Annotated in this window: 10 protein-coding genes; 4 read left to right on the top strand and 6 right to left on the bottom strand. The window is 63.7% G+C overall.

Annotated elements, in window-relative coordinates:
* Nucleotides 1-33: 33 nt before the first annotated feature.
* From pnp to IB261_RS25610, 4 genes are all read left to right on the top strand, one after another.
* On the top strand, nt 34-2139 hold the full coding sequence (gene pnp, locus IB261_RS25625; RefSeq protein WP_081520704.1) for a polyribonucleotide nucleotidyltransferase: 2106 nt from the start codon (nt 34-36) through the stop codon (nt 2137-2139).
* A gap of 94 nt (nt 2140-2233) precedes the next feature.
* Nucleotides 2234-3655, top strand: a complete 1422-nt coding sequence (locus IB261_RS25620; RefSeq protein ID WP_192225373.1) for a DUF4013 domain-containing protein — start codon at nt 2234-2236, stop codon at nt 3653-3655.
* A 193-nt stretch (nt 3656-3848) separates the two neighbouring features.
* Nucleotides 3849-4196: a BON domain-containing protein gene (locus tag IB261_RS25615; protein ID WP_081520706.1), complete on the top strand. Its 348-nt coding sequence runs from the start codon at nt 3849-3851 to the stop codon at nt 4194-4196.
* A gap of 46 nt (nt 4197-4242) precedes the next feature.
* A complete protein-coding gene (locus IB261_RS25610; RefSeq protein WP_081520707.1) occupies nt 4243-4440 on the top strand; it encodes a CsbD family protein in 198 nt (65 codons plus the stop codon).
* A 62-nt stretch (nt 4441-4502) separates the two neighbouring features.
* On the opposite strand, the gene IB261_RS25605 is transcribed toward IB261_RS25610, so the two are convergent.
* The 6 genes from IB261_RS25605 to IB261_RS25580 all read right to left on the bottom strand — a co-directional run bounded on the left by IB261_RS25605 (nt 4503) and on the right by IB261_RS25580 (nt 11866).
* Nucleotides 4503-5957, bottom strand: coding sequence for a rhomboid family intramembrane serine protease (locus tag IB261_RS25605; protein ID WP_192383822.1), 1455 nt, complete (start codon nt 5955-5957; stop codon nt 4503-4505).
* 73 nt (nt 5958-6030) lie between these two features.
* Nucleotides 6031-6354: a DUF2845 domain-containing protein gene (locus IB261_RS25600; RefSeq protein ID WP_139791699.1), complete on the bottom strand. Its 324-nt coding sequence runs from the start codon at nt 6352-6354 to the stop codon at nt 6031-6033.
* On the bottom strand, nt 6351-6641 hold the full coding sequence (locus IB261_RS25595; RefSeq protein WP_139791700.1) for a DUF2845 domain-containing protein: 291 nt from the start codon (nt 6639-6641) through the stop codon (nt 6351-6353). Before IB261_RS25595 ends, IB261_RS25600 begins: the two co-directional genes overlap by 4 nt.
* A gap of 11 nt (nt 6642-6652) precedes the next feature.
* Nucleotides 6653-9781: a DUF748 domain-containing protein gene (locus IB261_RS25590; protein ID WP_192383823.1), complete on the bottom strand. Its 3129-nt coding sequence runs from the start codon at nt 9779-9781 to the stop codon at nt 6653-6655.
* 100 nt (nt 9782-9881) lie between these two features.
* Nucleotides 9882-10496 (bottom strand): response regulator transcription factor, encoded by a 615-nt coding sequence (locus IB261_RS25585; RefSeq protein ID WP_081520710.1) that lies wholly within the window; start codon nt 10494-10496, stop codon nt 9882-9884.
* A 191-nt stretch (nt 10497-10687) separates the two neighbouring features.
* A complete protein-coding gene (locus tag IB261_RS25580; RefSeq protein ID WP_192383824.1) occupies nt 10688-11866 on the bottom strand; it encodes an acetyl-CoA C-acetyltransferase in 1179 nt (392 codons plus the stop codon).
* Nucleotides 11867-11940: the final 74 nt, after the last annotated feature.

Genomic DNA, 11940 nt, shown 5'->3' with positions numbered 1-11940 from the left:
CCCCAAGGCAACTAAAGCGAAGGTAGAAAAACCGTGAACCCGGTAACCAAGAAATTCCAGTTCGGTCAGTCGACCGTAACCCTCGAGACTGGCCGCATCGCCCGCCAGGCCACCGGTGCCGTCCTGGTCACCATGGACGACGTCACCGTGCTCTGCACCGTCGTCGGCGCCAAGCAGGCCGACCCGAGCAAGAGCTTCTTCCCGCTCTCCGTGCACTACCAGGAGAAGACCTACGCAGCCGGCCGCATCCCCGGTGGTTTCTTCAAGCGTGAAGGCCGTCCTTCCGAGAAGGAAACCCTGACCTCGCGCCTGATCGACCGTCCGATCCGTCCGCTGTTCCCGGAAGGTTTCATGAACGAAGTGCAGGTTGTCTGCACCGTCGTTTCCACCAACAAGAAGTCCGATCCGGACATCGCTGCCATGATCGGCACCTCCGCCGCCCTGGCGATCTCCGGCATTCCGTTCGCCGGCCCGATCGGCGCTGCCCGTGTTGGCTTCCACCCGGAAATCGGCTACATCCTCAACCCGACCTATGAGCAGCAGCAGAGCTCCAGCCTCGACATGGTCGTGGCCGGTACCTCCGACGCCGTGCTGATGGTTGAGTCCGAAGCCGACGAGCTGACCGAAGACCAGATGCTGGGCGCCGTTCTGTTCGCCCACGAAGAATTCCAGGCGGTCATCCGCGCCGTTGCCGAACTGGCAACCGAAGCTGGCAAGCCGACCTGGAACTGGTCCGCTCCGGTCGAGAACACCACCCTGGTCAACACCATCAAGGCCGAGTTCGGTGCCGCCATCTCCGAGGCCTACACCGTTACCGTCAAGCAGGACCGTTACGCGGCCCTGGACGCCCTGCGCGAGCAGATCGTCGCCAAGTTCGCCGGCGAAGGCGAAGGCCAGTTCTCCGCAGGTGAAGTCAAAGAAGTCTTCGGCCTGCTGGAATACCGCACCGTTCGCGAAAACATCGTCAACGGCAAACCGCGTATCGACGGCCGCGACACCCGCACCGTTCGCCCGCTGCGTATCGAAGTCGGCGTACTGGGCAAGACCCACGGCTCGGCGCTGTTCACCCGTGGCGAAACCCAGGCCCTGGTCGTTGCCACCCTCGGCACCGCCCGCGACGCGCAACTGCTCGACACCCTCGAAGGCGAGCGCAAAGACCCCTTCATGCTGCACTACAACTTCCCGCCGTTCTCGGTAGGCGAGTGTGGCCGTATGGGCAGCGCGGGCCGTCGTGAAATCGGCCACGGCCGTCTGGCACGCCGCAGCGTTGCTGCCATGCTGCCGACCCAGGACGAGTTCCCCTACACCATCCGCGTCGTTTCCGAGATCACCGAATCCAACGGTTCCAGCTCCATGGCTTCCGTTTGCGGTGCTTCCCTGGCTCTGATGGACGCCGGTGTTCCGGTCAAGGCGCCGGTTGCCGGTATCGCCATGGGCCTGGTGAAGGAAGGTGACAAGTTCGCCATCCTGACCGACATCCTGGGTGACGAAGACCACCTGGGCGACATGGACTTCAAGGTCGCCGGTACCGACAAGGGCGTTACCGCCCTGCAGATGGACATCAAGATCAACGGCATCACCGAAGAGATCATGGAGATCGCCCTGGGCCAGGCCCTGGAAGCTCGCCTGAACATCCTCGGCCAGATGAACCAGATCATCGCCGCTCCGCGCGCCGAGCTGTCGGAAAACGCTCCGACCATGATCCAGATGAAGATCGACACCGACAAGATCCGCGACGTCATCGGCAAGGGCGGCGCCACCATTCGCAGCATCTGCGAAGAGACCAAGGCCTCGATCGACATCGAGGACGACGGCAGCGTGAAGATCTACGGCGAAACCAAGGAAGCTGCCGAGGCCGCCAAGCAGCGCGTCCTGGGTATCACCGCGGAAGCCGAGATCGGCAAGATCTACGTCGGCAAGGTCGAGCGCATCGTGGACTTCGGTGCCTTCGTCAACATCCTGCCGGGCAAGGATGGTCTGGTGCACATCTCGCAGATCAGCGACAAGCGCATCGACAAGGTCACCGACGTTCTGCAGGAAGGCCAGGAAGTCAAAGTCCTGGTTCTCGACGTGGACAACCGCGGCCGCATCAAGCTGTCCATCAAGGACGTAGCCGCTGCTGAAGCCTCTGGCGTTTAAGCAATCGGCGAAATGAAAGAGGGCCCCTTGCGGGCCCTCTTTTTTTGCCTTGAAAATGCGCTATTCGCCGATCTCGCTCCAAGGATGCCCCGAGATGGACAAGCGTTACTGTCACTACCACAGTGCCCAGCCCGCGACCTGGCATTGCCAGCCCTGCGAGCGTCATTACGGCGACTGCTGCATTCCCCTCAATGCCGACGCTCCGGAGTACGCACCGGCGTGCCCGCTGTGCCGCGGCCACCTGCGCTTCCTCGGCGCGGCCAATACCGCGCAACCCTTCTGGGAGCGACTGCCGAAATTCTTCGCCTACGGCTTCCAGGCCGGGCCGCTGGCCTTCTGCGCCTTGCTGGCACTGGCCTGCGTGTTCATGCCGGCGATGATCGTGCTCTGGGTCGCCTTGCTCAGCGTGGCAACCAAGTACCTGCACAGCGTGATCGAGGCGGCGAGCTTTGGCGGCCAGGACGCCCCAGGCTTGATCGAGGCCTTCAGCGCCGACAGCCTGCGGACCTTTTTCCAGCAACTGGCGGTGTTCCTGATAGCCCTCGTCCTGCTCTGGCTGGCGGCTGACTTCCACAGTGAGGCCGTCTACTGGGCCGCCAACATCGGCCTCATGCTGGTGCTGCCGGCGAGCATCATCCGGTTGTCCCTTGACAAGAGCCTGGGCGCCGCGCTCAGCCCCAGTGAAGTGGGGCAGGTCATTGCAGCCATGGGCTGGCGTTACCTGATTCTCTGCGTGTTCCTGTTCATTCTCTGGCAATCCCCCACCTATGTCGGCTGGCTGCTCTCCAACGGCTTGCCTCGAGTGGTGATGGTCCCGGTGGTAGCGGGGCTGACGGGTTATTTCGCCGTGGTGATGTGCGCCATGATGGGTTACGCCGTGTTCCAGTATCAGGGTGAGCTGGGCTACGTTTCCGCCGGTGAAGACGCCCCAGCCGGCTTTGCCGCGCCGGAATGGCACCGCCGCAAGGCGCTGGCCGAGGCGGAGGTGCGGGTCAAGGAGGGGCAGACCGGCGCCGCCCTGGAGATACTGGTCGCGGCCCTGCGCGAAGGCCGCCAGGACCTCAAGCTGAACGAGCGTTATCACCAGCTGCTCTTCGCCCTGAACGAGCGCGCCGAGTGCCTGAATCACCTGCCGCACTATCTGGGTCTGGCCACCCGGCTCAATCCGCAGCTGGCTGCCAGTGCCTTCCTCAATGCCCGGCAGTTGCAGGCGGATTACCTGCCGGAAGACCCGAGCGTGTGCGAGCGCATTGCCGAGGTCCTGATCGAGCGCCACAAGGCCCGCGAGGGGCTGAGCCTGCTGCGAAACTTGCACAAGCGTTTCCCGGAGTACCCTGGGATTCCTCGCGCCTACCTGATGGCGGCGCGGGCGTTCTCCGAACAGCTGGGGCAGGTGGAGCCCGCGCAGCAACTGCTGGCCTTTATTCGCCAGCGCTATCCGGCGTTCGAGCAGATGGGCGAGGTGGTGCAACTCGAGGCCGTGCTCGCGAAGCTGGGGCGAAGCTCCGGAACCTGATCGTGCAACCTGCATGAAGCGCAGCGGCGGATTTTGCAAACTGCAAGTGAAGGGTGTTTGTGTTTTTTGTATAACGTTTTGATTTTTAAGGGTTTTACTGAATAGGAAAAACTGGCACAGGGCTTGCGATAGTACTTGTGCAACTGCTGCCAGGCACGGGCCGCAGTTTTCCAATAATTCAGGAGAAACCGCCATGAAACGTTTCAATAAACTGGCTCTCGCCGCTGCCACTGCAACCGCCCTGAGCTTCTCGTTCGCCAACTCGGTGTTCGCCCAGCCGACGACTCTGGCCGCCAACGAGACAGTTCAGAAAACCGAAGAGGCGGTTTCCGATACTTGGATCACCAGCAAGGTGAAGTCTTCGCTGATCGCCAACAAGGACATCAGCGGCACCAACATCAAGGTCGAAACCAACAAGGGCGTGGTTTCCCTCTCGGGTAACGTCAAGACCGACGCCGAGAAGGAACTGGCCATTCAGACCACCAAAGGCATCAAGGGCGTGACCGCTGTCTCCGCCGATGGCCTGAAATCGGTCGAGTAAGAACCACAGCTTCTCACCCCATCCAACCTCGAATAGGAGGATCGCCATGAACACTGACGTGATCAAAGGCAAGTGGAAGCAGTTGTCCGGCACTATGAAGGAAAAGTGGGGCAAGCTGACCGACGACGATGTACAAGCGGCAGACGGACACGCCGAGTACCTGGTAGGCAAACTGCAGGAACGCTACGGCTGGACCAAAGAGAAAGCGGAAGAGGAAGTTCGCGACTTCAGCAGCCGTCTGTAGCACCCAGCAAAGGGATGACCCAAGCCCCGCCGGTTCGCCGGCGGGGCTTTTTCATGGGCAGATCAGGGGGCGAGGTGTTGCTGGTAGATCGTCAGCTGCCGGGTTGGATCAGCTTCCGGGTAGTGCTGGCGGAGGAAGCGCGAGAGTTCGCGCACGGCCTGCAGGTCGCCTTTTTGCCCCATCTGCTTGGCCAGTTGCAGGGTCAGGCCGGGTAGCGGTTCGGGCAGTTGGCCCGAGCGTGACAGGCGACGCCAGCATTGCAATGCCTGTGCGGACTCATTGCGCTGGAGCAGTTTGCGCAACAGGTGCAACTGAATCGCCGGGTGGGCCAGCAGTCCGGCGTCGGCGGCGGCACTTTCCTCGGTGAGGCGGCGCAGTAGCGCATCGGCTGACGCGGAAGGTGGCAGGGCGAACAATTGCTTGAGGGTTTCATTCATCAGGGCGCGGTCCTGCCGCCCCTTGGCGACGCCGTACAGGCGTTCGACCAGTACCGGCTGGCCGGGAAACTGCCGCAGCAGCTCCGGGCCGCGTGCAGCAGCCTGGTCGAGGGCAAAGCGGCCGATCTGTTCGTCCAGCGACGCCAGGGCGCGCTTGAAGGGGGCGTCCGGGTCTTCTTTGCTCAGGTAAGCCTCGTCCACCGGCATCCGCCCCAGCTTGCGCGGTAGCCAGACGGCGAGAAAACCTGACACCAGACCGCCAATGTGTGCGTAGTAGTTCACGTGGTCGGCGGCGCGTACCAGCCCGAAGAGCTCCTTGCCCAGCCACAGCGGCAGGATCCACAGCGCCGGCGCCTTGAGGTAGCCCATCAGGGGGCCGAGCCAGTAGAAGAACTGGATGCGCCTCAGGCCGTACACGCCGATGTACATGCCCATCAAGCCGGAGATCGCGCCGGAGGCGCCGATGCCAGGAACCCAGGAAGGATCGAGCGCCCACCACAGCAGGCCGGAGCACAGACCGCTGAACAGGTAGAGGCCCAGATAAAGGGCCCATCCCAGCGCCGCTTCGAGGGCGAAGCCGAAGATGAACAGGAACACCATGTTGCCGGCCAGGTGCCAGAAGCTGCCATGCAGGAACATCGAGCCGAACAGGCCCTGCACGGTGAAGCGCTCGGGGATGAAGCCGAAGCGCAGGCTGCTGGTCTGGTCGCGCGCTGTTTCGGCCCTGAGACGCGAGGCCTGCCAGGCGGCGTCCTGCTGGAAGGCAGGCAGGGCGCGCAGTTCGTGGCCGAACTCCAGGTCCGAGAGTACCAGCCAGGCCAATCGCTGGCGGGGAAGGGCTTCGAGGGCGCGCTGCTGGTCGGCTTCCAGTCGGTCGCGGCGTTCCAGCGAGGCGCTGAACAACGGCCGCTCATGGCTGAGCAGGTCCTGTTCGAGGTAGATGCGCACGGCTTCTTCGCGCCGGGTGCTGTCACCGCCCTGGTAGCCGAAGTAGATCAGGACGTTGATGACGATCAGCAGCAGCGTGATGACGGGAGGTTTCTTCCAGTCCAGCGGGTGCTCGGCGGGGACGATAACCATGGCGACCGGTCCTTGGCCCGAATGGCGTAAGTGCTTGAGTGGCGGCGAGACTAGCATCCCGCCAGCACGGCTGTCAGTTGCCGCTGCGCTTGCTCTGGATGTCGCTCAGGCGGTTGCCCTCGAAGCGGACGAAATACAGCATGCCGCTCCAGGGGCCGTAGATCCATTCCTCTACGGCTACTTCCATCGACTCGCCGTAACGCGGGCCGGGTACCTGCTTGTAGCCGAGGAACGAGCGGCTGACAGGCTCGCCGCACCGGCTCAGTACGTCGCTGGTGACATCGCCGGTGCTGATCAGCTTGCTGCTGCAGCGCAGGCTGGCGGCCTGTGCCTCAAGGGGCGTGAAGGCGAGGGGCAGCAGCAGGGCCGCCAGGCGCAGTACGAGGGGCGTCTTCAATTGCGTTTGAACTCGATGCTTTTGAGCTTGTTGGCTTCGAAGGTGAGGATGTAGCTGGTGCCATTGCGCGGGCCGTAGACCCACTCCTCCACCCGGTACTCGCGGCGATCGTAACCACCGAGGGTGTAACCGACTTCGTCACGGTGATCCGGCGCACCGCACTTCTGCTCGACTTCCCAGGCGCGGTCGCCGGCGTTGATCAGGGCGCTTCCGCAACGCATGCTTTCCGCCTGGGCGCCCGCCGCGCAAAGCAGCAGGGCGCAGGACATCCAGGTCAGGGCTTTCATCGAACGACTCCTTATTCGCTATCAAGGTGAAGCTGGGTGGCCACACTGCCACCATTCTCCGCTTCGCCGAAGCTGACGTCGATGAGGTAGATGCGGTCGTCACCCAGGCCACCCTTGGCGACCAGGTAGTCCTTGATCTGGGTTGCGCGCTCCTGACCGAGCTTGCGCAGCAGCAACTGGCTGTCGCTCCAGGAATCAAGCACGGCCTGGCGCATCTTCGCCGAACGCTCGTCCTTGCTCAGGTCCTGCCATTCCGCTGGCGGCTGCTTCTTCAGGCGCGCGCGGTAAACGCCTTCGAGCAGGACCGGCTGCAGGTCTTCCGGCACTTCCAACTGGCTCGCGTCGCTGGGCACCTTGTCGCCACGGCGCTGCAACATGCTGTAGTAGTTCTTCTGGTATTCCTGCTTCAGGCGCTTGTCGGCCAGCAGTGGGCCGTCACTCGAGGCGGCGGCGACGCCTTCGACTTCCAGCTTCAGCGCCGGACGCTGCTTGAGGGCTTCGGCCAGCTTGTCGAGATTGCTCTGGGCGCTGGCGTCCAGCTCGCTGGAGCCGGGGGCGAACACCACGTTGCTCAGGTCAGGCCCACCACCGCCACCGGCCAGGCCGGCGATGAAGTTGAACGGCGCCTGCACGGCGCGCACGACCAGATTGCGCAGGGTCTGCCAGACGATGGGCATGACGCTGAACTGCGGGTTGTTCAGGTCGCCTTCCACCGGTAGCTGGATGTCGATGTTGCCGTTGGCGTCCTTGAGCAGGGCGATCGCCAGTTTCACCGGCAGGTCCACGGCGTCCGGGCTGTCGACCTTCTCGCCCAGTTGCAGATGTTCCACCAGTACCTTGTTGTCGGCTTTGAGCTTGCCCTGGGTGATCTGGTAGTGCAGGTCCAGGTTCAGCCGGCCCTTGCGGATGCGGTAACCGGCGAACTTGCCGGAGTAGGGCGTCAGGGTGGTCAGCTCGACGCGTTTGAAGCTGGTGGCGATGTCCAGCTTCTCCAGCGGCGAGAACGGGTTGAGGCTGCCCTTGATGGTGACCGGCGCGTACTTGTCGACCTTGCCCTTGACGTCCACCGAGGCCGGCGCCGGATTGCGGTTGTCGATGGTGCCGATCTCACCGCCCAGTTGCTGGATGGCCGTGGCGAAGTCGGGGCGCAGCGTCAGGTCGGCGAAGTTGGCCGAACCGTTGTTGATCTTCACGCCGCCGATACGGATGCCCAGCGGCTTGCTGTTACTGCCCGAGGCGCTGCCCTTGCTCGCCGTGGACGAGGCGGACTCCGGTTGCGCAATGATCAGCTCGCTGACGTTGGTGCTGCGGTCTTCGTTGATGATGAAGCGCGCGTAGGGCTCTTCCAGCGAAACGGTCTGGATCACCAGGCTATCGCCATGCTTGTAGGTCAGGCCGTCGAGGGTCAGCTTGGTCCATTTGACGAAGTCGCGGCTCTTGAGGGTGTCCAGGGTGTGCAGCTGGGTCACCTGGGCGCTGCCGGTGACGCTGAAGGCCAGCGGGTCGGTGCCCTTGAGGTCGACGTCCAGGTCGCTGGACAGCAGGCCGCTGCGCAGCTCCAGGCGAATGAACGGATCGATGTAGGCCTGGGCGACGCGCAGGTCGATGTCGCGGGTCGAAACCTTCAGCTTGGCGCTGACCGGGCTGGGGATGACCTGGCCGCTGGCTTCGATCTGCCCGCGCGGGCCGAGGCCGGTCTTGAGCTTGAGCTGCAGTGGCGAGGTCAGGCCGCTGTCGACGTTTTGCAGGTCCAGGTCCAGCGGGCCGATTTCCAGGGCCACCGGTTTTCCCGGTGCGCGATCGGCCAGGTGCGCCTTGTAGCCGCGCAGCTGGGTGTCGCGCAAAACGACATGCCATGGCTTCTGCGGCTCGGCCGGTTTGCTCTGCTCGGCCGTCTGGGCAGGCTTGTCAGCCTCGGCGGGCTTGGCTTCCAGCTTGGTTGCCGGCTGGGACGGAGCGGCCGGTTTGGCTGGCTCGGCCTGGGCTGTTGTGGCGGGGGCGCTGGGCTGGGCTTCCGGTTGGTCAGTCGGGGCCTTCTGCTCCTTGCCGGCTGCAGCTGCCGTCTCGGTGGCCGGCGCTGGCTCGGAAGTGGCCTGCGCTTGCGGCGTGGGCTCCTCGGGGCGCTTGTAGGGTTTGAAGTTGGCGAAGAGTTTCTGCCAGTCCAGCTGGCCGTCCTTCTCCCGCGCCGCCCAGGCCTCCAGGCCCTGGCTGCGGATCTGGCCGACCACCACTTCCTGCTTGACGAGGTCGAGGGTGGTTTCGGCGACATCCAGGGTGGCGAGCTTGGCCAGTGGTTTGCCTTCGGGGGAGCTGAGGTCCAGGTCGCGGAGCTTGATGGCGGCCTTGTCCAGCAGGAGTTGCGTCCCCTTCGAGAGGTCCAGATGATAGTCGGAGGCCACGCTGAGGATGCCGTTGTTCAGGTTCAGCGGTGCGTTGTCACGCACATAGGGCCACCAGGCCTTCAGCGGCACGCCGTCAAGGGTGAAGCTGCCCTTGGAGGTGAAGGGTACGATGCTCAGGTCGCCCTTCCAGTCGAGCTTGCCGCCGTGGGGGCCGGTGGCGACCAGGGTCATTTCGGCGCCATCCTCAGGCAGGGTGCTGAGGTTGTGCAGCTCGAAGCCCATCGGGTCGAAGACGAATTCCACCGGCTCGCTGGGGCGGCGGTCGAGGAAGTGCAGGCTGCCTTCGGCCAGGCGGATGCGGTCGATGCGCAGCGGGAAGGGATCGCTGGGTTCTTCCTGTGCGGGGGCCGGCTCACTGGGCGGTACCTTGAACAGTTGGCTCAGGTTCAGCGTGCCGTTCTCGGCGAACAGCAGTTCGGTGTGCGGTGCGTCCAGTTCAACGTCGGCGAGGTGCAGCCTGCGTTTCCACAGGCTGTCGAGTTCGAGGTTGGCATAGAGTCGACGGAAGCGGACCTGTTCCTGCCCGTCGTCACCCAGATGCAGGCCCCAGAGGGTGAGTTCGAGACTGAACGGGTTGAACTCGATGCGTTCCAGGCGTGCCGGAACGGTCGAATAGTGAGCCAGTTGCTGGTTGGCTATCCGCAGTCCAACGCCGGGCAGGATGAGAAAACCCAGCAGGCAATAGAAGAGGACTAACAGCACTACCGCGCCGATGGCGCGTTTCAATCCTTTGGGCATGGCGAGAGTCGTTTCCGTCGTGACGTGCCACAGGAGTATGGCACGGCTGTGATTCTTCGATTCGATAGTCGCCTTCGGACGAGGTTTTCAGTGATGTCTGTCAGTCATTCAGGCGATGGGTGCGGGCGAATTCGACCAGGTCCACGAGGCTTTCCAGGTTCAGCTTCTCAAGAATGCGCGTCTTGTAGGTACTGACGGTCTTCTGGCTGAGGAACAGCTCCTCGGCGATGTCCTTGTTGCTCATGCCTCTCACCAGGCTGCGCAACACGACCAGTTCCCGTGGCGTGAGGCTGGCCACCGGGTCGGTATTCTTGTCGATGCTCAGGGCCTTTTCCGGGAAGCAGCGATAGCCCGAAACCAGCATGCGCGCGGCGTTGAGAATGGCGCTGGTGTCCTTGTTCTTGCTGACGAATCCATGCGCACCCGCCGCTTCGACCTTGCTCGAGTACAGGCGTTCATCCTGCGAGCTCAACACCAGCAGGCGGATGTTCTCGTCGAAGATATGGATGCGCGCCAGCAGGTCGAGGCCATCCATGCCGGGCAGGTTGAGATCGAGTATCACCAGGTCGGGGCGCTCCTTGCGTACGGCATCCAGCCCGCCATGGCCATCGGCGGCTTCACGGACCACTTCGAACTGCGAGTCCTGCTCGAGCAATGAGCGGATCGCCAGACGCATCGCGGGGTGATCTTCGATCAGCACCACACGCTTTTTCATAGTCAACTCCCTGAGTCCAAATGATTTGCGCGCATTGATCTTGAAGATAGACCAGTTGTTCAAGCACCTACGGAATATTCCTATGCGTAGGACCGAAAGCATGCGGGGAGTCAAGTTGAGAGGGGATTTCTTGCCAGCGTGCACAGAGACTTGCTGCGCAGAGTGAATTCTGCGCAGCAAGTCAGTGGCTATCAGCGCGCCAGAGCGAGCGCCACGCCTTGCCCTCCCCCGATGCAGAGCGTCGCGAGGCCTTTTTTCGCGTCGCGGCGGAGCATCTCGTGCAACAGGGTGACCAGGACGCGGCAGCCCGATGCGCCGATGGGGTGGCCAAGGGCGATGGCGCCGCCGTTCACATTCACCTTCGAAGCATCCCAGCCCAGCTCCTTGCCCACGGACAGCGCCTGGGCGGCGAACGCCTCGTTGGCTTCGATGAGGTCCAGGTCGGCGAGTTGCCAGCCGGCCTTCTCCAGGCAGCGGCGGGTGGCCGAGACCGGGCCAATACCCATGATGGCCGGGTCGACACCCGCGTTGGCGTAGGCGGCAATGCGGGCCAGGATCGGCAGGCCCAGTTCGGCGGCCTTGGCAGCGCTCATCAGCAGGACGGCGGCGGCGCCGTCATTGAGGGTCGAAGCGTTGCCGGCGGTCACGCTGCCGTCCTTCCTGAACGCCGGCTTGAGCTTGGCTAGGGACTCGGCGGTGGTGCCGGCGCGCGGCTGCTCGTCGGTGTCGAAGCGCAGCGGTTCGCCCTTGCGCTGGGGAATCTCGATGGCGGTGATCTCGGCCTTGAAACGGCCTGCTTCGATGGCCGCGGTCGCCTTGCGCTGCGAGTCGGCGGCGAAGGCGTCCTGTTCCTCGCGGCTGATACCGTACTTCTCCACCAGGTTCTCGGCGGTGATGCCCATGTGGTAGTCGTTGAAGGCGTCCCAAAGACCATCCTGGATCATGCTGTCGATCAGCTTCGCGTGGCCCATGCGCAGGCCGGTGCGGGCTCCGGGCATGACGTAGGGGGCGAGGCTCATGCTTTCCTGGCCGCCGGCAATGATGATGTCGGCGTCCCCGCAGCGAATCGCCTGGGTCGCCAGATGCAGTGCCTTGAGGCCCGAGCCGCAGACCTTGTTCACCGTCATCGCCGGTACGCTGTTGGGCAGGCCGGCGGCGATGGAGGCCTGGCGTGCCGGGTTCTGGCCAGCGCCGGCGGTCAGGGTCTGGCCGAGGATCACCTCGTCGACCCGTGCAGGGTCCAGGCCGGTCTGTTGCAGCAGGCTGCGAATGACTGCAGCGCCCAGTTCATGGGCCGGCAGTGCGGAAAGCGAACCCTGGAAGCTGCCGATGGCGGTACGGGTGGCAGCGACGATGACGACTTCTTGCATGACACGAATCCTCTGTCGGAAGCGGCGAAGCCGCAGCGAACGGTCATGGTTGCATGCCCGCCGCCGGCTCACCA

The sequence above is a fragment of the Pseudomonas sp. PDM20 genome (genome assembly GCF_014852575.3).
GTDB lineage: Bacteria > Pseudomonadota > Gammaproteobacteria > Pseudomonadales > Pseudomonadaceae > Pseudomonas.
The sequence above is the reverse complement of the archived record's forward strand: the minus strand, read 5'-3'. Positions and strand labels throughout refer to the sequence as shown.